We start from the raw sequence: 26,157 nt of genomic DNA, 5'->3' as shown, positions 1-26,157 counted from the left end.
CCGGTGAAGTGCGTCAGCGGCGAGGTTGCTGGAGCATCCACGGCACGGCTCGCAGCACGGCGCCGCGCACCATGAGGGTGTGCCCTTCATTGACGCGCTCTTCGTAGACCCCGGTGGGGGTCGCTGCGGCGGCGGCCTTGACGCGCGCGGCGGGGATGATGGGGTCCAGTTGGGCGCCGAGGAAGAGCACGGGCGGGGCACCGGCGGCCGTGACGGGTGCGCCGCCGGCGAGACAGGCCACGGCGGTCAGCGCACGCGGGCGCTCCTGCGCCAGCCGTGCGGCGGCGCCGGCGCCCATGGAATGCCCGAGCAGGTACACGCGGGTGGCATCGAGGCGGTAATCGCGCCCCAGAACGGCCATGAGCGAATCGAACTGCACCGCACTGGTCATGAACGGCGTGGTCGCCAGGGACACGAACAGCAGGTCGTTCTCGCGCGCCAGACGAGCGGCGACACCCTGGCCGTAGCCGTTGGCGAACATGTTCTCGTCGCCCCCCGCGCCGTGGAGCGCCAGCAGCACGCCCACCGCCCGTGTTGCCGCGGCGCGCGGCGCGATGACCCGCATGGCCACTGCCATGCCGTTCGCACCATGATAGCTGCGCCAGAGATCTCCCACCTGTCGGGCGTACGGGTTGCGCCCTTTCTCGAGTGCGTTCACCTCGGCAGCCACGGCGCGGGCGAGTGCCCTCGGCTCCGCCAGAAACTCGGCGCTTCGCTCCGCCGACACGGTATCCACCAGAAGCGCCGCGCGGGCACGTGCCGAAACGATGGCCTGGGCGAGTGGCCCCGCACTGTCGAGACGAGTCAGTCGGGCGGTGAGGGCATCGCGCAGCGCGCGGGCCGGGCGGCCATCGATCACGACATCGCGCGGCAGCTCGCGCCGCACGTAGCGGTAGGTCGGATCCGCCATGGTGATGGCCGTGTCCATCATGGCCGCCGTCACGGCAAAGCGTCCGCCGAAGAAGCTCAAGGTGGACCGATCGAAGATCCGGTTCAGTACCGCCCGGGTGCTGTCGGCAAGGCGCGCGCTGGAATCGGCCGCCGCGTAAGCGGCATCCATGAGCAGGTAGCGCGTGGCCAGGTCGGCACGCGTGACGGCGACGGACGCGGTAGGGGCGGGGGCTTGCTGGGCGCCGGCGGTTGCCGCGTCGGATATGGACAGCAGCAGGGCAAGCGCCAGCAAACGGCGCGAGGCAAGAGGATGCATCATGATAGGCGGCAATCTCGTGATACCTGCGCGGACCTGCAACGTCGCACCGTCCCGGGCTCCCTGGACAAACCGGCTCTGCCCTTGCCGCCGTGCAGAATACCCAGCCGGCGGAGAGCGGATTTCGGCGCACCGGCTAACTTGTTCATCGAATCGCCGACCCACTTCTCCTGATGCGAGCGTTGGATGAGCACCCTTGAGCCCATCACGGTATCTGTCGAGGTGCCCTGCGACCCGGCAACGGCCTTTGCCGCCTTCACCGAGCCGGCGTCGGTGATGGCGTGGAACTTCGCGTCGCCGGACTGGCACTGCCCCCACGCCACGAACGATGTGCGGGTCGGTGGCGCTTTCTGCTATCGCATGGAGGCGCGGGACGGCTCGATGGGATTCGACTTCGAAGGCACGTTTCTGGATGTCGAGCCCGGCGCGTTGCTGCGCTTCGGGCTGGGGCCCGAGCGCGTGGTCACGGTGGAGTTCACTCCGGTAGTCGGTGGCACTGCGGTACGGGAAACGTTCACCCCCGAAGACGAGCATCCGCTCGAGATGCAGCGTGCCGGTTGGCAGGCCATTCTCGACAACTATCGCGCGCACGCCGAATCGCGCGTCCACTGATCCACGTCCCGCCACCGCCCTCCATGCCACGTCACGCTTTCGCCACCGGCGCGCGCCCTCTGATGGGCGTGCTTCTGCTGCTGTCATCCTGGTTCGCCACCGTGGGGGCGCAGGCACCGCGCGGTGCACCAGCGGGTGGAACCAGCGCTACGCGCGCCGCCGTGATGGCCGTCGTGGACTCCGCCATGGACGCCATCAATCGCGGCGACATGGTGCGGCTGTCCGATCTCATGACCGACAGCGGACAGGTCTATGCGGCGCGTGAGCGCAACGGCGCTCCGGGCTTCACCATGCGCACCGCCGCCTCGCAGCGGGCAGCGGGGCAACGGGCGCCCATCATCGAACGGGGGTTTGACGCCGAGGTGCGGGTGGCCGGCAGCATGGCGTCGGTGTGGTTGCCGTACGACCTGTGGCAGAATGGCGCCTGGTCCCATTGTGGCATCGATCAGTTCACCCTGGTGCAGGTGGGGGCGGCGTGGCGCATCGCGAATCTCACGTATTCGGTGGAGCAGCCGCCCGCCTGTCGCATGCACCCCAGCGGTCCGCCGCCTGGACATCGCCCGCCACCGTCGGTGCCCCCCGAGGCGGCTCGCTAAGCAGTCCGTCAGGGACGGCGCGCGACCTTCGCGTCTTCCAGCACCAGCGGATACACGTAGCCGGCGCCGAAGTCCTTGTTGGTGCGCACGGTGCCCGTCACGGTGACCGTGTCCCCAACCGCGGCCGTCTCGAGGGACGTGGCGGTGACATCATGCGTGCCGGCACTGGCGTTGCCGCTGCCGTCCTGGAGGTGAATCCAGTTCTTCCCCATGACGCTGGCGTTGTACTTCACCACCACGCCCCGCACGGCGACCGTCGTGCCGGCAAGCGTGGAGGCGCGGGCGTGCAATTCCCCGATGGTGCGGCCATTGGGGCCGGCCGCACGCGCCACCGGGCCAACCCTGGCGTTCACCGCCGCTGGTGTCCCCGGCGAACCGGCCATCGGGTCGGCGTTACTCGACATGCCGCTGGCACCGGTGGCACCCGCGCCCGCGCTCCCGGCGCCGGCGTTCGGATCGAGCGACCCGAAGTAGATCCGCGCAAAGGTGCGCTTGAGCGTTTGCGAGGCGAACTGCTCCATGAGCATCACGTTGTACACCGTGACGCGGTCGCCTGTTTGCACCGGTGCCTCGTTCACGGCCGCCCATTCGTCACCGGCAGTGGTTTCGAGGCGCAGATAGACGTAGGGGCCCACGGCGATCTGCTCGCGCACGGTGCCGGAGAGGGTGCCGCCGGCCACCACCGCCGCGGCTCGCGCCCGCGCCGTGGTGGGTGTGGCGGGCGGTTGGGCAGCTGAATCCCCGGCGCTGTCGGTACAGGCCACCACTGCCAACAGGCTCGCCGCTCCGACCAGCTGTCCCGCCACGCAACCACGCATGAAGCACTCGTCAAGTAAGTGAAGTCCCGTTGGACACCGCATCCGCTCCCGCCGAACGTCCCGGGTGCAGCATGGCGTTCCAATGGGCGCCGGTCATCTATGGACGGTCCGTTCTGACGACACCACCGCCCTGACAGCAGGGCGGCGTGGGCGGGTGCTCGTGACCTCATGGCCGAGCTCGCTCTGCCGGCGCAGGCCGAATGCTACATTACCGATGCCAATGCATGCCATGGCCTCCACCCGATTCGCGTGTGACTCCGTCCAAGATCTGTCCGCGTTGCGGTGATGCGTACGACGATGATGTGGACTTCTGCGCCAAGGATGGCACCCGCCTGATCCGCTCGGGCCACAGTGCGGACGTGGTGGGAACGGTCATTGCCGAGCGCTATCGCATCGAATCGCGCCTCGGTGAAGGGGGCATGGGGCAGGTCTATCTCGGCGAGCATGTCCGCATGCGACGCAAGAGCGCCATCAAGATCATGCGGTCGGCGCTGGTGACCGAACCGGAGGCGCTGCAGCGCTTCACCCGAGAGGCGGAGAATGCGAGCCAGCTCTCGCATCCGAACATCGCGGCCATTTTCGATTTTGGCGACACGGGTGACGGCATGGTGTACCTCGCCATGGAGTACGTCGACGGCGGTTCGCTGGCCGATCTGCTGCATGCCGAGGCGTTGCACCCGGACGTGGCCGCTGACATCGTCGGGCAGGCTGCCGATGGGCTCCAGGCGGCGCACGACAAGCACCTGCTGCATCGGGATATCAAGCCCGACAACATCATGCTGTCGCGTCGCCACGACGGTACGTACCTCGTGAAGCTGGTGGACTTCGGCATCGCCCGCATGTACGGCGTTGGTGACCAGAAGGTCACGCGTACCGGCTTTGCCGTCGGTACACCGCAGTACATGTCTCCCGAGCAGCTTGCTGGTGAGGGGCTGGACGCGCGCAGCGATCAGTATGCGCTGGCGCTGGTGGCGTTCATTGCCCTTACGGGCAAGCCGGCGTTCTCCGCCGAGAGCTCGAAGGAATCGCTCATCCAGCGGCTCACCAGCCGTCCGCAGGCCCTGCGCGACGCGCGGAAAGACGTGGACTGGCCGGACACGCTGCAGGACGTATTCAACCGGGCACTCTCGCCGGAACCCGCTGAGCGCTATGACTCGGTCATCGCATTCGCCGAAGCGCTCATGCTGGCGATCAGTGGGATGACGCCCAGCCAGACCGCGGCGCTCTACCGGCGCGCGCTCGAACTGCGCACGGCGAGTCTCGTGGCCCGTACGCCCGGTTCCGCGATGAGCATTTCGTCGGGGGCGCGCACGAGCGCGTCGCGCGAGACCCCGCCCGTGGCCGCCACGAACGGAGCGAACGCCGCGCGAGGCGACGCGCCGCTGCCCAAGGCGCGCTGGCCATTCGTGGTGGGCGGAGTTGCCGCCGTGTCGGTGGCGTTGACGCTCTGGGCGGTCTATCGCGACGAGCCCGTATTGACAGCCTCCGGTGATGGCACGGCTGCGGCGGTTTCGGGCGTGGCGGATTCGGCGGCCACGGTGGCGGTCGCTACCCCGCCGGCACCCACGTCGGACAGTATTCGCCCACCGAGTGCCGCATCATTGGCCGGACTGACCGGCACCGCCGCCGGTGGCCCGGGCAAGGCTGGCGCTGCGGGCGCGGCCGGCAAGCGAGACTCTGCCAGACGGGGGCGGCGCGACAGCTCGCGCGCCGACGTGGCCAAGCGCGCGAAGGCGATGGCGGACAGCATCGCCGAGGTTGCCGCCTCCCGGTCGCGCTACCCCGAGACGCCGCTGCGTGCCATGATCGCGCGCGGCATCGATGCCAAGGCGCATCAGCATCGCTTCGACGACGTGCGTGTGGTGGTGATGCCCACGCCGCTGGTGGTCTGGCGGGCCGAACAGGTGACCAGCTGGAAGTCGACGTACAAACGCAGCGACGGATCCAGCTACGAGATCGCCGATCCCATCGAACGGTGGAGCGGCTGGACGCGTGCGGCGGCCGGTCGACGTGCCGGGTATGTGATCGAGGTGTCGCCGGACCGCACGCCGTGGCCCAAGACCGACCCCGAACTGCTCGTGGACTTCAAGCGCGGCGACGTGGCCTCGGTGGAGCTGCTGCGTGATGGGCAGGCAGTCCCGCTCGATGGAGGGGCGATCGTGCCGGCGGTGGCGATTCCCGACGTGCAGGCCTCGGGGAATCGTCCGGTGTTCAACGCCTTCGTGGCCCAGCTGCCGCCCACGGCCTTTCAGCCACGCGACGACGGATCGCCGCCCCGCTTCGAGCTCGTGGTGCGTGACACCAAACGCGGGAACGTGCTGAGGACCACCCTTCCCGGGTCGCTGGTCACCCGCCTCTACAACGAACTTGCGCCCTGGCGCGACGCGCTGGCGCGGTGACCGCCCGTCGTGGCGGCTGATGCCGCCGCGACGAGCGATACGAGCCCCGCCGGTGAACCTAGAAGAAGAAGAAGGCGAACCGGCCGCCGCTGGAGCCCAGGCTGCTGAAGCGCTGGTTCACGATCGTGTTGTAGATGGAGCCGAAGGTGTACCGGATGCCGATGTTCGTGGTGATGCGGAAGCCCGTCTCCAGCGCCTGCCGCTGCAGCAGGATCTCCTCTTCGGTGTTGCCGGCGCGCGGGAGATAGATCTGGTCGTTGATGCGCGCGGCGGAGCCGCCGATGTTGAGCGAGAAGCCGCGGCCGAGGCGCAGATCCACGTTGCCGCTGAGCGTGAGCGCGTGGCGATTGAAGTCGTGCAGATAGTTCAACCAGTCGAGCGACACGTTGCTCGAGCCCCACGACTGACGGGCCACATACGACGCCGTGGCCTGCTGGCTGAACCGGGTTTCGGTGTCCCGATCGAAGACCGTCGTGCGCTGATAGTCGTAGTAGTTGGGCCCCACGTTGTACAGGAACGTGAGCTGCCGCCGCGTCTGCTCCGTCCAGGGGAACAGATTGTACTCGATGGCTGGCTGGGCGCGCAGCGCCAGGTCCTGATTGAGGAAGTCGGAGTAACCGGCGCCCAGCTTGAGTCCCGCTGACCAGTGCGACGAGAGGGAGCGCACGATGAGCGAGGTGGCATTGTACGTGCGCTGCTCGTTGGTGACCGTAAAGGCCGGGCGTGTGGCGGTCGGCGGAATCTCGAAGCGCTGCTCATTGATATTGCCGCTGAGCGAGAAGTTCATCTTCCACTTCTCGGTGGCCCGGTTGGCCGACAGCGACAGCGACGCGTTCACCGACTGCTGCCGATCCTCGGCGCGCACGAACGCATTCATGTTGGTCGTGTACGTCCAGAGGTTCCACTTGTCCTTGAGGTCGGCCGCCGACGCCTGCTGCTGCGTGGGGCGTCCGAACGGCGCGATGTAGGCCACCTGCACGCGCGAGGCGATGGGCGACCTCGCCACGTAGCGCGTGAGTCCCAGCTTGAAGACGCGGGCCAGCTCACGACGGATGCGATCGTCGGGGTCATTGGGCAGCGTGTTGAGCACCAGCGTGTCCGCCATGCCCTCGAAGGCGCGACGACCAATGAAGGTGATGGTGTTCTCGGTACCGCCGCCGCCGTTGGTGAGCCCCGAGACCAGGATCTGCACGTCGGCATCGAACCGGTCGCGCATCCAGTTCACGAAGTTCACATCGGTGACGATGAAATCGCGGTCACATCCGCGAATGCGCCCCTGGCAGTCGAGAAAGACCCGAATGGCCTGCGACTGCAGCGTGGCCGAATCGGGGCGCATGGCCCCGGGCGGCATGCCGCCCGGCGGACCACCCCCGGGTGCGCCGGGGGGGCGGCCAACCGGGGGACCTTGTGCCGCCACCGGGGCGGCGAGCAGTGGCAGCCCCACGAGAGCGGCGCCGGCCCATCGGCGCGGCGCGCCGGTGAGCGAACGAAGTGCAGAAGAGAACACGAGAGGTGTGGATTGCGGAGAGAGAAGGCGCTCACATCGGACGCGACGGTGCGCCGAACGAGATAAACCCACACCCAACGTGTGAAGCGGGCAGGGGGTTCCCCGGGCCATTGCCTACACCTGCTTGGTCTTCCACCCTCCACGCCGGAAAAAGAACGCACTGATCACCGCCAGCGCCGTGTACGCGCCCACGACCGCGATGTAGACGCCGCGCCAGGCGAGGGCGGTGTGCTGCGACATGTACCAGGCCAGCGGCAGCTGCAGCACCCAGAACACCACGAAGTTCATCCAGCTGGGTGTGCGCGTATCGCCGGCGCCGTTGAAGCTCTGCTCGAGCACCATCCCCAAGGCGTACAGCGGGAAGCCGAGCGACATGATCTGCAGCCCCGTGACCCCCACGTCACGCACGGCGCCGACATCGCTGAACCATCCCACAAGGGTGGGGGCGGTGAACCAGAACAGCACCCCGGTGAGTCCCAGCACCACCATGTTGATGCGCGCGGCCACCCACACCGCCTGTTCGGCGCGCGCGGGATTGTCTGCGCCAAGCGCCTGCCCCACCATCGTCGCCGCGGCAGCCCCCACCCCATAGGCTGGCATGAGGGCGAAGAGCAGGATGCGAATGGCAATGGTGTAGCCGGCCACCGCCGTGGCCCCGAATCCCGACGTGATGCGCACGAGCGCGATCCAGCTCATGGAGCTGAGCGCCACCTGCACCGTGCCCCACCCGGAGAGCGTGGCAATGTGCAGCATGGTGCCGGGCTCCACGCGCACGTGCCGGCGGTGCACATGCAGGTTGCCTTCCCCGGTGCTGAGGTGCCAGAGCGCCCAGAGGAATCCGACGGTGCGGCCGATGACCGTGGCCCAGGCGGCGCCTTCGATACCCAGCTCGGGGAACGGTCCCACCCCGAAGATGAGCAGCGGGTCGAGCACGATGTTGATCGCGTTGCCTACCATGAGCACGCGCATGGCGACCGCCGCATCGCCGGCACCACGAAACGCCGCGTTGATGAGAAAGAGCAGGAAGACCGCGCTGTTGCAGGCAAGCGAGACCCGCGTAAAGCCCGTACCCATGCGCAGGACGTCGGCGTCGGCGCCCATCAGCGCCAGCAGATCCCGCGCGAACACGGCGCCGGCCACCCCCAGGATCACCGAGAGCAGCAGCCCCAGCAGCAATCCCTGCACGGCGGCGCGCGCGGCGCCGTCGGTATCCTTTTCACCGATGCGCCGCGCGACTGTCGCGGTGACCCCGATGCTGAGTCCCATGGCCACCGTGTAGATGACCACCATGAGCGACTCGGTCAGGCCGATCGTGGCCACCGCGGCCGGCCCGAGCCGTCCCACGAAGAACGCGTCCACCACCGCGAAGACGCTCTCCATGGACATTTCCAGCACCATGGGGACCGCCAACAGAAAGATCGCGCGCCCAATGGCCCCCTGCGTATAGTCGTGTTCGGCACCGCGCACGGCGTCGCGGATGTCACGCCAGAGACTGGTGCGCCCGGCCTGCGCGCCCGTGTTTGTGCCGTCAGGCGTCATCAGGGTGTGGTGGGCAGATGATTCGTGTGTTGAACCGTCGGAAGACGTTTGCGGCGTGTGGTGCATGAACCCTCACGGAGGACAAAAAAACGCCCCTCTGCCAGGCGAAGCAGAAGGGGCGTGTGAACCGCGAGGCGCGACCGACGTGTCGCCGCTACCGGTGGGACCCTGCTTCGCGATGCGATACCACCGTGACGAAGACGGTCGTCACCGGCCGCGTGCAAACGCGGACGCTGGGGGTGGCAGGAATGGCGAGCACAATCATCGGCGGATCCCGGACGGTCGGAAAACAACGTGCGAGGTATCGTACCGCGACGGGGCACCGGTCGCAATAGTGGGGAGTGCGTACTCGGCTGCATACTTCGCGGATGACCAGACTTCTGCTCACCGGGGGGCTTCTTGCCGCTGTGGCGGCAGTGGCACCAGCCGCGGCGGCCCAACCGGCACCGCGGCGTTTTCCCGTGGACACCGCGTCGATCGCGACCATTCACGGCGCCTTCAAGGCCAGACGGCTGACCTGCCGCGCCCTCGTGCAAGGCTATCTCGCGCGCATCGAGGCGCTCGACCAGCGCGGACCCGCCATCAACAGTCTGGTGCTGCTCAACCCCGATGCGCTGACGATTGCCGATTCGCTCGATCGCCGATTCGCCGCCGCGGGGCCGGTCGGGCCGCTCCACTGTATCCCGCTCATCGTGAAGGACAACTTCGAAACGGCGGGGATGCAGACCACCGGCGGCTCACTCGCACTCGAGGGGTGGAAGCCGCTGCGTGACGCCACCATGGTGCGCCAGGTGAAGACCGCGGGCGCGATCGTGCTGGCGAAGAGCAATCTCGCCGAATGGGCCTTCACGCCCTACGAGACCGTGAGTTCGATTCTGCCGGGCTACACGAAGAATCCGTACGCGCTCGATCGGGTGACCGCCGGTTCGAGCGGCGGCACGGCCGCGGCGGTGGCCGCCGGCTTCGGGACGCTCGGCCTGGGCACGGATACGGGCAACTCCATTCGCGGCCCCTCGGCGCATCAGGCGCTCGTGGGCATTCGCAGCACCATGGGGCTCACCTCACGCGCTGGCGTGATTCCACTCAACGCGTCGGCGGACATTGCCGGTCCGATGGCCCGTCGTGTGGCGGATGCAGTCGCGGTGTTCGACGTGATTGCGCACAGCGATCCCGATGATGCCGTGACGGCTCCGGCCGACACACGTCGCGCCCCGCGCTACGCGGATGCACTCACGCCGGGGGCGCTCAAGGGGGCGCGCCTCGCCATTCTGCGCCAGGCGTACGATCGCCCCACGCTCGACGCGGAGGTGCGTGTGCTCTTCGAGCGCGCGGTGGCCGACCTGCGTCGCGCCGGCGCCACGGTCATTGATTCGGTGCGTGTCGATTCCCTCGACGCCATGCAGCGCCGCCAGCAGGGTGGCTGCAATCGCTTCCGGAGCGATCTCGAGCGCTACCTCGCTGCGCGCGCGCCCAACGCCCCGATCCGTTCGGTCGACGACATTCTGCGCAGTCGTCGCTACCATCCATCGGTGGAGCTGCGCTTGCGGGAGGCCGCCGCCAGCACCGACGTGCCGGAGACCACCCCCGGCTGTGTCAGTCGCGAGCGGGTGCGTGCCGATGTGCGCACGGCGGTGACCCGCCTCATGGACTCCCTGTCGCTCGACGCGATGATCTACCCCACCTGGAGCAATCCGCCGCGGCGCATCGGCGATCTCAATACGCCCCATGGGGACAACAGTCAGCTGTTCTCACCCACCACCGGCTTCCCGGCGATCACGGTGCCCATGGGGTACACGCGTGACAACCGGTTGCCGGCGGGGCTGCAGTTTTTCGGTCGCGCCTACGACGACTTCAAGCTCATCGGGTACGTGTACGACTACGAGCAGGTCACGAAGCACTGGCGCGCGCCGCAGTTTTGATGGGGTACGGCCGCCCATCGACTAGAGGGCCCGAAAGGAGTGGCCGCTGTCCCTGAGCAGGGCCTGGACCAAGGGAGCCGGATGCGCGCGAAAGTGCGCGCGCCCGGCGACGATGTTGGCAAGGCGGTCGATGCGGAACGTCCGGGGCGCGTTACGGAGACCATCGTGCACCAGCAGATACCACACCGGCCAGTTGATCGCGAGCACGTGCGGTTCGAAGGTGCGGCGCAGTGTGCGACCGTTCTCGGCCGTGTAGTCGGCGGTTACGACCTGCTCGGCCAGGAAGGCCTGCTGGAGCGTACGGAGTGCCGTACCGCTGGGACTCGCATAACTCGCCGCCACGCTCGGTGACGCCGGGGGGCCAATGACAATGCGTTCCCGCAGCGGTCGCATGCGGCGCCGCTCCCCGGCGGGAAACGCGTCGAGCAGACGGCGCCTGGCCTGGCGGAGGCCATCACCCAGGAGCGGGAACCCCAGTTGCTCGGCCAGCGCCAGCGACAGGAGTGCGGCCAGTCCTTCCTCGCGCGAAAGCAGAACCCGACCGAGCCCCCAATTGGGGTGCAGACGAAGCCCGCCGCCGCGACCCCGCTCCCCCTCGATTGGGTATCCGCGGTCCCGCAGCGACTCCAGATCCCGGAACACGGTCCGCTCGCTGAGGCCGAACTCCTCGGCCAGAGTTGCAGCCGAAATGCCGGGCCGATCGCCGAGCGTGCGCGCCAGCAGTTCGAGCCGATCCGTGCGCGGAAGTCGCCGTGATACCGTCATCGAAGAAATATGACACAAATTGACAGGGTATGCGCGATCCTGTCTGCATCCTTCAACCCACGGCGTTGCCATGAAGCACGAGTCGTCCGCCATGACGCCGGCTGAAGGTACTCGGCAGACCGCAGCCGCTGTTGCCGCCGCCGCGGCACCATTTCCCCCCACAGCGCCGTCAGTCGCGCGTCGACGCGGCCTTGATCCCCGACAGGAGCGCCACATGGTCTACGAAATCGTCAGCTACCGGTTCTTGGACACACGCCCGGTGACAGAGCAACAACAGCGCATCGAGGCGATGGGTCGGTGGGTGAAGACCCAGCCCGGCTTTGTTGGTCGCTCGGCGTTCTACGATGCCCAGGCGGACCGGTGGGTCGACCTGGTGACATGGACCGACCTCGCCTCTGCGCACGCCGCGATGGAGCGCAGCCAGACGGAGCCCTCACTGGCCACCATTATGGGCGCGCTCGACACCGGCTCCATTGCCATCGGTCACTACGAGCAGCGGTTGGTGGAGACCCCATGACCACAATGCACTGAGAACGGTCCTCGCGGGTCGGGGCTCCGTCCCGGCCATGCGAGGGGCCATGCCGTGGGTCGTCCGGCTGAAGAGCGATACACCCGGTACGCCATCAACCCCGTCCGTTGCCATGACCGTCACCTTCGACGCGCTCCTTTGCCGCTCTCCCGGCAAGGGTGGTTGGCACTTCGTCACCGTGCCGGCCGATCTCGCTCCGCCACCACAGTTCGGGTGGGGGCGCACACCGGTGCGCGCCGAGGTGAACGGCCGCTCGTGGAACACGAGCACGTGGCACGAGAAGTCCGGACGTACGCTGCTGCCGGTGCCGAAGCACGTCCGGCAGACGGCCGTCGAGGGGGACGTGGTGAGCGTGCGGATGACGTTTACGCTGTGAAATCCGAAAGCCCGCCGCAGCGCAGCGGGCTCTCGTCCCGCTCCGCTTACGATCGCCGCGCGACCAGTTCGATCTCCACGCGCGCTCCCAGCGGGAGCCCGGCAACGGCCACGGTCGTGCGCGCCGGGTACGGCTGGGAGAAGCGCGTACCGTAGGCCTGGTTCATGTGCGGAAAGTCGGCCATGTCCACCAGGTACACGTTGCACTTGATCACGTCGTCCATGGTGAGCCCCGCCGACTCGACCACGGCCTGGAGGTTGTCGAAGCACCGATGCGTCTGCGCCTCCACATCGCCCTCAATGAGCGTACCCACGGCGGGATCGATGGGCGTCTGTCCCGAGCAATAGAGGAGATCACCGGCCCAGATGGCCTGCGAGTAGGGGCCGATGGCCTTCGGGGCGTGGTCGGCGTGGGTGGCGGTACGCGGCATGGGCGGGGCGGCTGGGGTCGGACATGCTGGGGGTCGGCAGCGGGCACCCGCCCGCCGCCACCGGAAATGTGCACGTCCGCCCCCCGATCAGCGAAGTTCTCCGTCCCCGCTGCCGATAATACTGGTATGGTGCTCACCGAACTCCGTCCTGCGGCCCCCATGGCCGACATCTGTCCCATCCGGGCGCGCTTGGCGCGTATCCACGAGGGGGTGGAGTTTCCGGCGCTGTCGAAGCAGATCATCGACATGTTCTCGTCTCTGGACGATGACGCCCACTCGCTGCAGCGGCTCACCAACGTGGTGCTGCGCGAGTACAGCCTGACGCTCAGTGTGGTGAGGACGGCCAACAGCGTGCATTACCGGCGGGGCGCGCGTCCCATTCAGGGGGTGACGCACGCGATGCTGCTGCTGGGGGCGCGCACCGTGCGGCAGCTGGCCAGCAGCCTGTTGCTCTTCGAGAACTACTCCCGGAAGAGTCCGCAGCTCAAGGAGCTCATGCTCATGTCGCTGCTCACGGCCAATCATGCACGGGCGACGGCCTTGCACCTTCAGCTGCCGGAACCGGAAGAGGCGCATCTCGGCGGCATGTTCCACAACCTCGGTGAGGTGCTCATTGCCGCCCACTTCCCCGAGGATCACGGCCTCATTCGCACCCTCATGCAGGAACAGGGGAAATCCGAGTCGACGGCCACCGAGATGGTGCTGGGGTTCGCGTATGCCGATCTGGGGGCGGAGCTGTCCCGGCAATGGGGACTGCCCGACTCCGTGGTGCAGGGCATCCGCGCCCATACCATCGCCGCCACGTCGCCTGCGGCGGCCATTGCGGCCTTCAGCCATGACCTCACGCAGGCGCTCTATCGGACCGGCGCGACCTCGTCGCAGATCGCCGTCGCCGTGGAACACGTGATAGTCCAGCACGGAAGCCGCCTGAAGCTCAGCCGCGAGGACGTCACCGGCATCGTGGCCGAGACGCTCGAGGAAACGCGCGAGCTGCTCCAGTGCTCCTCGGATGCGGGTGATCGGCTCCGCTTCAAGCAGCTGGTCACCGCCGCTCGCTCAGGGCTCGGAGCAAAGGTCGCCACGCCGGAGCCCGAAAACGACGTCAAGGACACGGTCGCCCGTGAGCTCACGCTGCGCGCCCGCCTGCGCGCGGAACTGGAGGAGCATGTGGACCCCGCCGCGGGCACCTCGATCGGTGCGGTGCTGCTGCAGGCGCTCGAGGCGATCATGCGCGGTGGCCCGTACGACCGCGTGCTGGCGTGCTTTCTGACGACTGATCGCCAGCAGCTCGTGGCACGAACCGGTCTCGGGGACGGGGTGGATGCGCTGATTGAGCGATTCCAGTTCCCGGTGTCCGTGCGTGGCGGCCCGGTCGTGGCGCTCACGCAGCAGCGGCAGGCCACCTATCTCCCTGCCGACCGCAGCCTCAACCACGCGGAGCTGCGCTGGGCCCAGCAGCTCAACGTCGCGCAGTTCGGGGTGTTTCCGCTCGTGGTAAGGGGCAAGGTGGTGGGTTGCCTGTACTGCGACCGGCTGGGGGATGCCGCCAGCCCCGATCGCGCAACCATCCGCTTTACCGCGTTGATCGCCGAGCTGGTGGTCGACGCTATTGGGCGTCGCCGCAACGGGTGAACCGGCGGCGCGGGCCGGCGGCTACCGGTAGCGCCGCGCGGCGACGATGCCACCGAGGAAGCCCCCGAGGTGGGCCTGCCAGCTGATCCCGGGCTGGCTCGGGGCAATGCCGAGCACGAGGCCGCCCCAGAGGCCCGCCGTGACAAGGCTGAGCACGAGGCTCGAGACGCTGCGCGTGTACACGCCGGCCAGCAGCAGGAAGCCCAGGTAGCCGAACACCACGCCGCTGGCACCAATGTGGACCGACCCGGGTGCCCCCAGCGTCCAGGCCATCAGGCCGGCGCCGAGCATGGCGAACGCCGTAACGGGCAGGAAGTGTCGCGCGTCGCGCCACATCACCATCCACCCGAGCGCCGCAAAGGGTACGGTATTGGCGATGAGGTGATTGAGGGTGCCGTGCAGAAACGGGGCGAAGAGGATGCCGAGCAGCCCATCGGTCGTGCGCGGGACGATGCCGAAGCCGGTGAGCGCGCCCCCGAGCAGAAAGTTGACCGCGAAGGTCAGCCAGAATGCCCCCAGCATCGTGCCCAGGGTAACGGCCTGGGTACGGAGAGAGCGGGTGACCTGCCGCGTCGTGCGCGCGGCCGAGTCGGTAAGGGAGGTACGCGATCGGCGGGGCATGTGCACGAAGTGTAATGCGGGGCGGTAAGTTCGCGGCATGACGAGTCCTGCGCGCCCTACGCCAGATGAAGCGGCCACGTTTCGCCGCATCGGCTGGCGGCTGCTGCCCCTGCTGTTCACCTGCTACATCGTGGCGTACCTCGACCGGGTGAATGTGGGGTTCGCCAAGCTGCAGATGGTCGGTGAGTTGGGATGGAGCGATGCCGTCTACGGATTCGGTGCTGGCATCTTCTTCCTGGGCTACTTCCTGTTCGAGGTGCCCAGCAACCTGCTGCTGATGCGCGTTGGTGCACGTCGCTGGATTGCCCGCATCATGATTACGTGGGCGCTCGTGTCCGCTTCCTTTGCGTTCGTCGATGGCATTCCCTGGGGGCCGCTGCCGGCCCTCTTCGGGGTCACGCCCGATGTCTTCGGTTTCTACACGCTGCGGCTATTGCTGGGCATGGCGGAGGCGGGGTTCTTCCCCGGTATCGTGCTCTACCTCACCTACTGGTTCCCGGCGGATCGTCGCGGTCGCGCGTACGCGAAGTTCATGACGGCCGTCGCGGTGGCCAATGTGCTGGGGGCGCCACTCTCGGGGTTCATCATGGACGCCTTCGAGGGGGTGAACGGCTGGGCCGGCTGGCGGTGGCTGTTCGTGCTGGAGAGTGCGCCGAGTCTCGTGATGGGGATCGCGGTGCTGCTGTTCCTTCCCGACGGACCGGCGCAGGCCCGGTGGCTCGGTGAGGCCGAGCGTACGCTGGTACTGGCCCGCCTGGCGGCAGACGATGCCGCGTCCGCGACTGCATCGGGCGTGCGCGCTGGGCACGGTGGCTTGCGTGCCGCCTTCGGCAGCGGCCGCGTGTGGGCGTTGGCATTCGTGTACTTCACGCTGGCGGTGGCGTTGTACGGTGTGAACTTCTGGATGCCGACCATCATTCAGGAGCTCGGCCTCGACCGCACGGCCTACCTGCAGGTGGGCCTGCTGTCGATGATCCCGTGGGGCATTGCCGGGGCGTCGATGCTCTGGTGGGGGCAACACTCCGATCGTACTGGTGAGCGCCGCTGGCATGTCACGGCGGCGCTGCTCTGCACCACCGCCGGGTTGGCGCTGCTCGCCGTGGTCGGTACGCACGTGGTGGCCTCACTCGTGGCGCTATCGCTGGTGGCGGCGGGCGTGCTCTCGAGCATGAGCACCTTCTGGTCCATCCCGACCTCGTTTCTTCGCGGCAGTGCCGCCGCCGCGGGCATCGCGTGGATCAACAGCATCGGCAACCTCGGCGGCCATTTCGGGCCAGACCTCATCGGTCGTGTGCGGGTGGCCACGGGCAGCTCGGCGGTCGCGTTCGTCGCGCTCGCCCTGCTGGGGCTCACCGGCGCCGTGGTGATCGCGACCATCATGCGCCCGCACACGAGCGCGGTGACGCCGAACTGACATGCAGCGAACCGGAGAAACAGAGAAGTTGGGAGCCACGCGGCGCCGGCGGGGCATCGAGCTTTCGCACCGGACCCTCCTTTTCTCCGCTTCTCCAACAGTCAGTTCCCCCCTGTAAGCCGGCTGAACGGAACTGACATGCAGAGAATCGGAGAAACGGAGAAACGGGGAGCCACGCGGCGCCGGTGGGGCATCGAGCCTTCGTACCGGACCCTCCTTTTCTCCGCTTCTCCAACAGTCAGTTCCCCCCTGTGAGCCGGGTGAACGGAACTGACATGCAGAGAATCGGAGAAACGGAGCAACGGGGAGCCACGCGGCGTCGGCGGGGCATCGAGCCTTCGCACCGGACCCTCCTTTTCTCCGATTCTCCAACAGTCAGTTCGCCCTTTATGCCGGGTTGGCCAGACGACGTCAGGGGGGGTCGACGTAGGGAGCATCGTGATTGGTGACGCGCTGGATCCCATCAACGAGACGGTAGGTGCCGAAGTTGATGAGCAGGCCGACCGGCAACTGCATGAGACGCAGGTACGTAAGCACTTGCCGAGCAAAGACCGGATTGGGACGATCCGTGGCCTTGATTTCCACAAGCACCCGCTCGTTCACGAGCAGATCCACACGAAAACCGAACTGGACGCGCTGGTCCTTCCACGAGAACGGGATCATGGCCTGACGTCGAAGCGCAAATCCGCGACGATGCAGTTCACCGGCCAGTAGTTCCTCATACGCCGACTCGAGCAGCCCGGGCCCCAGCGCACGATGGATCTCGATGGCCGACTCGATAATGTCACCGGTGAGGTGATCGATGGGGCGCATGCCATACACTGACGCGTGGCATCAGTCGCGCGTCATCGCGTGCGTTACCAGGTGCCGGCGTACGGTCAGATCACGTTCTTCTCCAGCAGCGGCCGCCCTTCCGCGATGCGTGAAACACGCAGCGGCGACAGATCGAGCGTGAGATAGCGGCCCGTGGCAATGAGCTCGGCGAGGCCGCGACCCACTGCGGGCGCCTGCTGCAGCCCGTGCCCCGAAAAGCCGCAGGCCGTGTAGGCGTTGCGGTAGGGTTCGAGCTCCCCCACCAGGCCATTGTGGTCGAAACTGTTCATTTCGTAGTACCCCGCCCAGCAGCTCGTCACGCGCAGCGCATCGAAGGCCGGAACGCGTGCAGCCAGCACGGGCCAGATGAACTCGTCGAAGAGCCCGCGATCGACCTGATCGAGCGGCACATCGTCCGGGTCGCCATCACGCGGGGGCGCACCGCACAGGAAACGACCGGCCTGCAGCTCCGGCCGGAACCAGACGCCGCTCGGGTCGATCACCAGCGGCGCCAGTCCTCCGTTCGCCTCGCGCAGCTCCACGTCGGCCTCAAAGGCGAATACGTCGCGCTTGCGGGCATGGACCGGCAGGGCCACGCCGAGCTGGTCGGCCACCCGCGCCGACCACGCGCCGGCCGCAATCACGATGGCGTCGCCGGCGATGGACCGTCCTCCCGCCGTGTGCACGGCGCGCACCGTGGCCGGCCCGTCGTGCGCCTCCACCACGAAATCGACGGCCTCGTCTTCGAGGAACGTCACGCCGGCACCGACCGCGGCCATACGGAACGCCTGCAGCGCCGCATAGCCGTCGAACCACCCCTCGCCGCTCGTGGCGGTGGAAAGACCGAGCGACCCCAGTACCAGATCGTCCGCCTGCAGCCACGGGAAGTGCGTGGTGAGCGCCGCCGGCGCCAACAGCGCCGTGCTCACGTCGTGCTGCTGCTGCAGCGCATGCTGCCCCCGCAGCACCTCGGCCCCCCCCTCGGTGGCGGCCAGATACAGATAGCCCGGCTCGACGAGGCCGATGTTGGGCACCTCATCGCCCACGGCCAGCTCATGGCCGATGGCGCGATAGAACGCCAGGCTGTCCTGCGAGATGCGGATATTGATGGCGGTGGAGAACTGCTGCCGGATGGCACACACGCTGAGCGCACTCGACGCGCGCGTATACGCCAGGTCCCGTTCGATGACCGTGACCTGCACGCCATGCTCGTGAGCCAGAAACCACGCGGTGGCGGCGCCCATGACACCGCCACCCACGATGACCACGTGCAAGGGACGCTGCCACTCGCGTGTTTCCCACGGCTGCTGACTGCGCATGTGACTCCAGAGTGAATGCCTGTCGATGCGGTGCCGCCATGCCTGCCATGACGGGTGAGGCTGCCGTACGCCGCCCCCCGGCGCCTGCTGCGACCCGACGCGCCGGGTGGTACCTTGGGCCGTCGCCGCGACCGCCGGGCCGCGCCCTGCACACCAACCGCGCACAAAGTGCTTCCTCAACTCTCCGCTGAACAGGTCCACGCCGCACTGCCGTGGGGGCCACTGGCCGATGCGCTGGCCGCCGCCTTCATGGCGCCCCCCATGGCGCCGGTGCGGACCGCGCACGCCCTCTCCCCGGCGGACACCCTGCTGCTCATGCCCGCGTGGAATGCGCAGGCCATTGGCGTGAAGCTGGTCACGGTCATTCCGACCGCGGTGCATCACGGCGGCCATACCGTGGACGCGTCGTACCTGCTGCTCGACCGGGTCACCGGTGCACCGCGGGCGCTGCTCGACGGCGAAGCCCTCACCGTCCGCCGCACGGCGGCCACCTCGGCGCTGGCGGCCCGCGCCCTTATGGCGGCCCCTCCCACCCGCCTGCTGGTGGTAGGCGTGGGGCGACTCGCCCCCTGGATGGTCCGGGCGTATTGCGCGCTGCTGCCGTCGCTCACGCAAGTCGAACTCTGGGGGCGGGATGTCACCACGGCGCAGCGACTGGCCACCACGCTCCTCGACGAAGGGCTCCCGGTGAGCGCGGCCTCGCGGCTCGACGCGGCAGTGGCCGCCGCCGACATCGTGAGCTGCGTGACCACGGCGCACGAGCCGATCGTGCATGGCGCGTGGCTTCGGGCCGGGACGCACCTCGACCTGGTGGGCGGGTTTACCCCGGGCATGCGCGAGGCCGACACCGCGGCGGTGGCCGGCGCGCGCATCGTGGTGGACCACGCCGAAAGCGCGCTGCGTGAAGCAGGGGATCTCGTGCAGCCGCTCGCCGACGGCACCCTCTCCCGTGAGCAGATCGTGGGCGACCTGGGGGCCGTGCTGCGTGGCGAGGTCATCGTGCGGCGCGACGCGCATGATCGTACGCTGTTCAAGTCGGTGGGGCACGCGCTTGAAGACCTCGCCGCGGCGCAGCTGGCCACCGCGGCCCACTTTCCGGCAACCTCATGACATCGCGGTCCCAGCTCCGCCGATCGCACGGGCGCTGTTTCGTTCCGCTGCTGTTGGTCCTGGCCACCGCACCAACCACGCTGGCGGCGCAGGACACCGTAGACGTGCTCATCACCGGCGGTCGGGTGTACGACGGCACGGGCGCCGCACCGCGTGAGGCGGCGCTGGGGATCCGCGGTGAGCGCCTCGTGTTCGTGGGGCCGGTACCCGCCAATACGGTTGCGCGCCAGCGCATCGATGCGCGCGGGCAGATCGTCACGCCCGGCTTCATCGATCCGCACACGCACGCCTATGAAGGGCTGCCGCGGCTCGGCCTCGAACGGCGGCGCAATCTCTCATCGCTCATGCAGGGGATCACCACCGTCGTGCTGGGCGCCGACGGTCGGGGACCGCTGGAGGTGAAGCAGGTCCTCGATTCGGCGGAGGCGCTCGGGCTGGGCACCAACACCTACGCGCTCACGGGCTTCGGCACGGTGCGCAGCCGCGTCATGGGCAACTCCTCGGCGCCCGCCACGCCGGCCCAGCGCGCCACCATGCGCGCGCTCATCGCCACGGCCATGCAGGAAGGGGCCTACGGCGTGGGTAGCGGCCTCTTCTACGTGCCGCAAACGTATGCGCGGACCGATGAGGTCATCGACGTGGTGTCGGCGGCGAGGCCCTTCGGTGGCGTCTACGACACGCATCAGCGGGACGAAAGCAGCTACAGCATCGGGCTCTTCGCCTCCACCCGCGAAGCCATCCGCATTGGCTGCGAATCGGGACTCACCACCAACATCGGCCACATCAAGGCGCTCGGCGTGGATCTGTGGGGCAGCGCCGACAGTGTGCTGGCCATCATGCGGGAGGCCCGTGCGCGGGGGTGTGCGGTGGTGGCCGACCAGTACCCGTGGACGGCCAGCGGAACGGGCCTCAGCGCTGCGCTCATGCCGCGGTGGGCCCAGGCCGGTGGCCGCGACTCGCTGCGCCTGCGTGCGGCCGATCCCCCGCTGCGGGCGCGCCTGCTGGCCGACATGGGCGACAATCTCCGGCGTCGTGGCGGCGATTCCACACTGCTGCTCATCGACGGCACCATCGAGGCAGTCCCGTACCTGGGGAAGACCCTCAAGCAGGTGGCGGCCGAGTCGGGACAGTCCGCCGTGGAGACCGCGCTCGACCTGGTGCTGCGTGGCATCGACATGGGCGTGGCGAGCTTCAACATGACCGAGGCCGATATCGAAACCTTCATGCGCGATCCGTTCGTGATGACGAGCAGCGACGGCTCCGACGGCCACCCGCGACTCTTTGCCACGTATCCGCGCAAGATCCGGCGCTATGTCCTCGACAAGCCGGTCATCACCATGGAGCGCATGGTCGCGTCGGCGTCGGGGCAGGTGGCGGCCACCTATGGCCTGACCGATCGCGGCGTCTTGCGCGCCGGGGCCTATGCCGACGTGCTGATCTTCGATCCCGCGGAGGTGCGCGAAGAAGCCACGTACACCGAACCGCGCAAACTGGCGAGCGGGATGCGCTGGGTGTTCGTGAACGGCCGCGCCGCCGTGGCCAACGGCACCGCCACCAATGTGATGGCCGGCAAGGCGCTCCGACGGCGCTGACGCGTCGGTGTGCCGGCATAGTGCGGCGTCAGGGACGAGTCGTCATCAGGCTCGGCCAATCGGCGAAATCCGGCGTCAACACGAAAGGTGTGGTAACCGTAGCGGGTAGGTAGTTCCCGCTCTTGTTCACCACGTCTGGAGGCCAGATGGTCAACCGAATTGCCGCGACGCTGTCGTTCGCGGCACTGCTGCTTGGCGGTGCCCTCGTCGCGCCGCTGTCGGCGCAGGGCGGCGCTGCCGGCCGCGTCAGCGGAGTCGTCACCGACTCGGCGACGGGGCAGCCGCTCCAATCCGTGCAGCTCTTCCTGTCCCGCGGCACCACCCGCCTGGAGGCGCGTACCAGCACCGATGGGCGCTTCCTGTTCGCGTCGGTTCCGGCCGGCTCGTACGGGCTCGAGGCCATCCGCCTCGGCTATCGCCGCGTGCAGCGTGCCGGGGTGGCCGTCGTGGCCGGGCAGACGCTCACGTACGACCTGAAGATGACGGCCGCAGCGCTCAACCTGCAGGCCGTCGTCACCACGGGCGTGGTGGACCCCACCAGCGGAACCCGGGTGCCCTTCTCGGTCGGTCGCGTTTCGGCGGAAGATGCGCCCGTGCCCGCCACCAATGCCCTGGAAACGATCCAGGGCAAGATCGCCGGCGTAAGCGTGGTGCCCACCGGGCAGGCCGGTGGCGGTACCAACATCCAGCTCCGCAGCCCCACGTCGATCAGCAAGTCGAACGCCCCGCTGGTGGTGGTGGACGGCGTCATCCAGTCGCAGTCCTTCGACGCGGCCAGCGCCGACCTGCAGTCCATGGACATCGAAAGCATCGAGGTGGTGAAGGGCGCCTCGGCCGCCTCGTTGTACGGATCGCGCGCGTCGGCGGGCGTCATTCAGATTCGCACGCGCCGCGGCAACACCCTGGCCGAGGGGACGACGAAGTTCACGCTGCGTACCGAGTACGGGGCCAATTCGCTGGCGCGCACGGTGGACTGGGCGAACCAGCACTTCTTCCTGGCCGACGAGACCGGCGCCTACACCAATGCGACCGGTCAGCGGGTGCCGCGTGAGCAGCGCGTGCCGCGCCCCGCCTTCGAGCGCTTTCAGGATCGGCCGTATGCGCTGGGGACGTACTTCAATCAGGTTGACGAGTTCTTCGATCCGGGCAACTTCACCCGCAATTCGCTCAACATCGCGCAGAACGGCGGCAAGACCAACTGGTTCTTCGCGTTCGTGAATCAGCGGGAAGATGGCGTGGTGCTCAACAGCGGGCGCTACGACCAGAACGACTTCCGCCTCAACCTCGATCATCGTCCGCGCAGCGACCTGCAGTTCGGTGTGAGCGCGTACTACAGCAAGTCGAAGCGACTCAACCTGTACGATGATGTCTTCTTCGACCTCATCAATCAGGCCCCCGACGTCAACCTGCGGCAGCGCGACCCCGACGGGACCCCGTTCATCTTCCAGCCGGACTTCGAGGGGCGCGAAGAGAACCCGCTGTACGTGCTGTCCACGGAAAGCCGCAATCGCAACCGCGGTCGCCTCCAGGGCAGCCTCGAGGGACGCTACACGCCGCGCTCCTGGCTCACCGTCGACGCCAATCTCTCCTACGACCGCTCCGATCGCGCCACCGACTTCTTCCTGGATCAGGGCGTGAAGACGGAAGGGTTCGCCAACGGCGGTCCGGGTGAAATCTCGCGCTTCAACGGCGTGACGAACGCCCTCAACGCGTCGCTCTCAGCCAACCTGCTCAAGCGGGTGGGTGACGTGACGCTGCGCAGCACCGTGCGTGGCCTCATCGAGCGGGAGACGAACGATCTCGTCACGGCCAGTGGCCAGATCTTCGCGGCGCCCGGGGTGAACAGCCTCAACAACGCCACCGTGCGCTTCGTGTCCAGCACGAGCGAAACGATCAAGACCAACTCGTTCTTCGTGAGCGGTGCCGCCGACTGGCGCGGCAAGCTCATCGTGGACGCGCTGGCGCGCCAGGACGGCAGCTCGCTCTTCGGCCCCGACCAGCAGGTCCACTGGTACTACCGTGGTTCGGCCGCGTACCGGCTGTCGGAAGAGACGTGGTTCCCCTTCAAGTCGTTCTTCAACGAATTCAAGCTGCGCGCCTCGCAGGGGACCGCCGGCGGCCGCCCCGACTTCAATGACCAGTTCGAGACCTTCAACTTCGTGGAAGGCGGCGGTCTGGTGAAGGCCAACCTGGGCAATCGCAATCTGCGCCCGGAGTACTCGAAGGAAACGGAGTTCGGCCTCGACGCCATCATCAAGAACCGCTACTCGCTGCAGCTGTCGCGTGCGCGGCAGAAGACCACCGACCAGCTCATCCTCATTCCGCTTCCCGGCTACTTCGGCTACGCCAACCAGTGGCAGAATGCGGGCACCGTGACCGGCAGCACGTGGGAAGGCACTTTCGAGGCGCAGGTCATTCGTCGTCCCACCTTCTCGTGGCGCACCGGGTTCGTGGCCGATCGTTCGCGCAACCGCATTACCGAGTTCAACCGGCCCTGCTTCGTGACGCAGACGATCGCCTTCCGCTGCGCCAACGAAACGCTCGGCAACATGTATGGCTTCCGCTTCATGCGCGGGGCCGGTGAACTGCCGGCCAGCGTGGGGGCGCGTGCCAACGAGTTCCAGGTGAACGACGAGGGCCTGCTGGTGTGGGTGGGCGCCGGCAACAGCTTCACCGAGGGAGAAACGAAGCGGCTCTGGGGCACCAGTGCCACCATCGGCAACGGCGTGTATCGGTGGGGGCAGCCCATCACGGCCCTCGACTCGGTGGGCAATGCGGCCGTGGTGAAGATCGGTGACGGCAATCCCGACTTCCGCCTCGGCTGGTCGAACACGATTGGCTGGCGCGGCGTGCAGCTGTTCATGCTGTGGGATGCCCAGGTGGGCGGCGACGCGTACAACCAGACGCGGCAGCGCATGTACCAGTGGGGGCGTCACACCGATGTGGACCAGGCAGGCAAGCCGCAGGAGCTCAAGAAGACCACGGACTACTACGTGGCGCTGTACGCGGCGAACAGTCCGACGGACTGGTTCGTGGAAGATGCGAGCTTCGTGAAGCTGCGCGAGTTGTCGCTCAAGTACCGGCTGCCGCGCACCTTTGCCTCCGCGCTGGCGCGCCTCGGTGCCGAGCAGGCCAGCGTGTCGCTCATTGGCCGCAACATGCTCACCTTCACGCGGTACAAGGGCTACGACCCCGAGGTCGGCTCGGTCCTCAACCGCCTCGACAGCTTCGACTATCCTCGCTACCGCACGATCACGGGTAGTGTTGAGATCATCTTCTGACCGGCGCACGACTCATCATGCACACACTCAAGAAGTTCGTCTGGCCGGTGGGATTGCTCCTCGTTGCGGCGTCCTGCCAGGACCTCGATGTGGTCAATCCCAATCGCCCCGATGCGGAGCGCGCCACGGCGCAGCCGCTTACCACCGAAAACTTCGTGGCCACCTCATTCCGCACCTGGTGGCCGGTGGCGGGACACGATGACTATCCCTCGTGGGCCTTCAGCACCATGGCGCGCGAAATCACCTCGGGCTTCGCCGACTTCGGGCAGCTGGAGCTGAGCGCCGAGCCGCGGCAGGGGTGGAACAACAGCCCCGTGAACGTGCGGCGTTTCGTGAACGAAACACCATGGTTCCAGCTGTTCCGTACCGTCTCGTCCGTGAACGACGTGGTGGGATCGATCAACCGCGGGCTCGTGATCGAGAACGCCGTGCGTACGGCGCGCGCCAAGGCGATGGGCAAGTTCATGCAGGGCGTGTCGTACGGGCACATCGGCTTCTATTTCGACAAGGCGCCGATCATCGACGAGTTCACGAAGCTCGACACCGTACGGACCCCGCAGTTCACGGAGTACCGGCAGGTGTCGGCGTTCGCCATCCGGCAGCTCGATTCGGCGATCGCCGTGGCGCAGACACAGCCGTCCATGACCTTCCCGGCGGATGCGTGGTTGTACCAGAGCCTCACGCGTGACCAGTTCGTGCGTCTCGCCAACTCGTACGCGGCGCGCATTCTGGTCTACACGCCGCGCTCCCGCGCGGAGCGGGCCGCCGTGAACTGGGCGGAAGTCATCCGTCGCGTGGACGCCGGCATCCAGACCGACTACGCCCCGCTCGCCCAGCCCGATGTGTTCTTCGACGACTGGAAGCGTCTGGTGGCGCGTTTACGCACGGCGGGGCGCCCCTCCGACTTCGGCCGGCCCAGCTACTGGCTCATTGGCCCGGCCGACTCCACCAACGGGTGGGTGAATTGGGTGGCCACCCCCAACGACAACCGCCTGCCGTTCCAGATGCGCACCCGTGACCGTCGCATTCAGGGCACAACGGGGCCGGCGTCGCCCGGCAAGTATGTGGGGTACAACCTCAACAACATCTTCGCGGCCGACCGTGGCACCTTCCGCTGGTCGCACTATTTCTTCCGTCGCAGCGGTGTGGACCTCACGTGGCAGACCGGCCCGCAGCTCGCCATGAGCGTGGCCGAGATGGACCTGCTCAAGGCCGAAGCGCTCATTCGCCTCGGGCGTGCGGCGGAGGCGGTGCCCCTCATCAACAAGACGCGCATTGCCAACGGCGAACTACCGCCGGTCACCGTGGAGGGACCGCCAAACGAGCCCGGGTGCGTGCCGCGCAAGGAAAGCGGCGCCTGTGGCAGCCTCTGGGATGCGCTCCGCTACGAAAAGGGCATCGAGGGGCTCGGCATGAACGGGGTCATTGCCTTCCTCGATGCGCGCGGATGGCAGACGCTTCCCGAGAACACGCCGGTGCATCTTCCCATTCCCGGCCGTGAGCTTCAGACACTCCAGCTGCCGCTGTACACCTTCGGCGGACCCGGTGGACAGGGGAGTGCCCCGCCCCGCGATCCGGAGCGGTGCCCGGTGGCAGGGCTCGCGCGCTGTCCGGGCTGACCCGCCAGCGCCGCAACCCGGTCGAACGGCCACGACGCTCCGTCGTGGCCGTTTGTCGT

21 protein-coding genes are annotated in these 26,157 nt (G+C 67.8%); 12 read left to right on the top strand and 9 right to left on the bottom strand.

All coding sequences use genetic code 11. From position 1 onward, the window contains the following. Positions 1 to 13: 13 nt before the first annotated feature. Complete coding sequence (locus LW840_RS03300) at positions 14 to 1,210, bottom strand: hypothetical protein (RefSeq protein ID WP_291269558.1); 1,197 nt, start codon at positions 1,208 to 1,210, stop codon at positions 14 to 16. A 183-nt stretch (positions 1,211 to 1,393) separates the two neighbouring features. On the opposite strand from LW840_RS03300, the gene LW840_RS03295 reads away from it, so the two are divergent. Beyond that, on the top strand, positions 1,394 to 1,819 hold the full coding sequence (locus LW840_RS03295; protein WP_291276398.1) for an SRPBCC domain-containing protein: 426 nt from the start codon (positions 1,394 to 1,396) through the stop codon (positions 1,817 to 1,819). 23 nt (positions 1,820 to 1,842) lie between these two features. Then, on the top strand, positions 1,843 to 2,415 hold the full coding sequence (locus tag LW840_RS03290; RefSeq protein WP_291276397.1) for a hypothetical protein: 573 nt from the start codon (positions 1,843 to 1,845) through the stop codon (positions 2,413 to 2,415). Positions 2,416 to 2,423: 8 nt separating this feature from the next. Here LW840_RS03290 and LW840_RS03285 read toward each other — a convergent pair whose 3' ends face one another. After that, positions 2,424 to 3,233 (bottom strand): hypothetical protein, encoded by an 810-nt coding sequence (locus LW840_RS03285; protein WP_291260703.1) that lies wholly within the window; start codon positions 3,231 to 3,233, stop codon positions 2,424 to 2,426. A 251-nt stretch (positions 3,234 to 3,484) separates the two neighbouring features. Here LW840_RS03285 and LW840_RS03280 point away from each other — a divergent pair, with 251 nt between their 5' ends. Further along, positions 3,485 to 5,632 (top strand): serine/threonine-protein kinase, encoded by a 2,148-nt coding sequence (locus LW840_RS03280; RefSeq protein WP_291273127.1) that lies wholly within the window; start codon positions 3,485 to 3,487, stop codon positions 5,630 to 5,632. Positions 5,633 to 5,690: 58 nt separating this feature from the next. Here the strand turns inward: LW840_RS03280 and LW840_RS03275 are convergent, their stop codons facing one another. Together LW840_RS03275 and LW840_RS03270 are read right to left on the bottom strand one after the other, a co-directional pair. Then, a complete protein-coding gene (locus tag LW840_RS03275; protein ID WP_291260705.1) occupies positions 5,691 to 7,139 on the bottom strand; it encodes a hypothetical protein in 1,449 nt (482 codons plus the stop codon). A gap of 114 nt (positions 7,140 to 7,253) precedes the next feature. Continuing rightward, positions 7,254 to 8,678, bottom strand: a complete 1,425-nt coding sequence (locus LW840_RS03270; RefSeq protein ID WP_291267741.1) for an MATE family efflux transporter — start codon at positions 8,676 to 8,678, stop codon at positions 7,254 to 7,256. A gap of 368 nt (positions 8,679 to 9,046) precedes the next feature. Between LW840_RS03270 and LW840_RS03265 the strand changes: the two genes are divergently transcribed. Beyond that, the gene (locus LW840_RS03265; protein WP_291276396.1) at positions 9,047 to 10,597 is read left to right on the top strand and encodes an amidase family protein; all 1,551 of its coding nucleotides are present in this window, start codon (positions 9,047 to 9,049) and stop codon (positions 10,595 to 10,597) included. Between the two features lie 21 nt (positions 10,598 to 10,618). Here the strand turns inward: LW840_RS03265 and LW840_RS03260 are convergent, their stop codons facing one another. Further along, complete coding sequence (locus LW840_RS03260) at positions 10,619 to 11,362, bottom strand: WYL domain-containing protein (protein WP_291276395.1); 744 nt, start codon at positions 11,360 to 11,362, stop codon at positions 10,619 to 10,621. Between the two features lie 214 nt (positions 11,363 to 11,576). Between LW840_RS03260 and LW840_RS03255 the strand changes: the two genes are divergently transcribed. Continuing rightward, positions 11,577 to 11,879: a hypothetical protein gene (locus LW840_RS03255; protein WP_291273124.1), complete on the top strand. Its 303-nt coding sequence runs from the start codon at positions 11,577 to 11,579 to the stop codon at positions 11,877 to 11,879. Between the two features lie 124 nt (positions 11,880 to 12,003). Further along, positions 12,004 to 12,267 (top strand): DUF1905 domain-containing protein, encoded by a 264-nt coding sequence (locus LW840_RS03250; RefSeq protein WP_291260710.1) that lies wholly within the window; start codon positions 12,004 to 12,006, stop codon positions 12,265 to 12,267. 46 nt (positions 12,268 to 12,313) lie between these two features. On the opposite strand, the gene LW840_RS03245 is transcribed toward LW840_RS03250, so the two are convergent. Continuing rightward, positions 12,314 to 12,697, bottom strand: coding sequence for a RidA family protein (locus LW840_RS03245; RefSeq protein ID WP_291266987.1), 384 nt, complete (start codon positions 12,695 to 12,697; stop codon positions 12,314 to 12,316). A 126-nt stretch (positions 12,698 to 12,823) separates the two neighbouring features. Between LW840_RS03245 and LW840_RS03240 the strand changes: the two genes are divergently transcribed. Next, complete coding sequence (locus LW840_RS03240; RefSeq protein ID WP_291269564.1) at positions 12,824 to 14,329, top strand: HDOD domain-containing protein; 1,506 nt, start codon at positions 12,824 to 12,826, stop codon at positions 14,327 to 14,329. A gap of 21 nt (positions 14,330 to 14,350) precedes the next feature. Here LW840_RS03240 and LW840_RS03235 read toward each other — a convergent pair whose 3' ends face one another. Further along, positions 14,351 to 14,950, bottom strand: a complete 600-nt coding sequence (locus tag LW840_RS03235; RefSeq protein WP_291266989.1) for a rhomboid family intramembrane serine protease — start codon at positions 14,948 to 14,950, stop codon at positions 14,351 to 14,353. 37 nt (positions 14,951 to 14,987) lie between these two features. On the opposite strand from LW840_RS03235, the gene LW840_RS03230 reads away from it, so the two are divergent. Then, positions 14,988 to 16,364 (top strand): MFS transporter, encoded by a 1,377-nt coding sequence (locus tag LW840_RS03230; protein ID WP_291266990.1) that lies wholly within the window; start codon positions 14,988 to 14,990, stop codon positions 16,362 to 16,364. A gap of 411 nt (positions 16,365 to 16,775) precedes the next feature. Here LW840_RS03230 and LW840_RS03225 read toward each other — a convergent pair whose 3' ends face one another. After that, positions 16,776 to 17,177 carry a GxxExxY protein gene (locus LW840_RS03225; RefSeq protein ID WP_291267560.1) on the bottom strand — a complete coding sequence of 134 codons (402 nt, stop codon included), beginning with the start codon at positions 17,175 to 17,177 and terminating at the stop codon, positions 16,776 to 16,778. 65 nt (positions 17,178 to 17,242) lie between these two features. Next, positions 17,243 to 18,496, bottom strand: a complete 1,254-nt coding sequence (locus tag LW840_RS03220; RefSeq protein ID WP_291267559.1) for an FAD-binding oxidoreductase — start codon at positions 18,494 to 18,496, stop codon at positions 17,243 to 17,245. 168 nt (positions 18,497 to 18,664) lie between these two features. Here LW840_RS03220 and LW840_RS03215 point away from each other — a divergent pair, with 168 nt between their 5' ends. The 4 genes from LW840_RS03215 (at position 18,665) to LW840_RS03200 (ending at position 26,098) form a co-directional block, all read left to right on the top strand. Next, positions 18,665 to 19,606, top strand: a complete 942-nt coding sequence (locus tag LW840_RS03215) for an ornithine cyclodeaminase family protein (protein ID WP_291267558.1) — start codon at positions 18,665 to 18,667, stop codon at positions 19,604 to 19,606. Then, positions 19,603 to 21,198, top strand: coding sequence for an amidohydrolase family protein (locus LW840_RS03210; RefSeq protein WP_291267557.1), 1,596 nt, complete (start codon positions 19,603 to 19,605; stop codon positions 21,196 to 21,198). The genes LW840_RS03215 and LW840_RS03210 overlap by 4 nt, the downstream gene beginning before the upstream one ends. A 122-nt stretch (positions 21,199 to 21,320) precedes the next feature. After that, a complete protein-coding gene (locus LW840_RS03205) occupies positions 21,321 to 24,479 on the top strand; it encodes a SusC/RagA family TonB-linked outer membrane protein (protein ID WP_291276394.1) in 3,159 nt (1,052 codons plus the stop codon). A gap of 17 nt (positions 24,480 to 24,496) precedes the next feature. Further along, on the top strand, positions 24,497 to 26,098 hold the full coding sequence (locus LW840_RS03200; RefSeq protein ID WP_291263590.1) for a hypothetical protein: 1,602 nt from the start codon (positions 24,497 to 24,499) through the stop codon (positions 26,096 to 26,098). Positions 26,099 to 26,157 lie beyond the last annotated feature (59 nt).

Origin of the sequence: Gemmatimonas sp. (assembly GCF_021298855.1) — a bacterium.
Classification (GTDB): Bacteria; Gemmatimonadota; Gemmatimonadetes; order Gemmatimonadales; family Gemmatimonadaceae; genus Gemmatimonas.
This window is presented reverse-complemented; position numbering and strand designations above follow the sequence as displayed.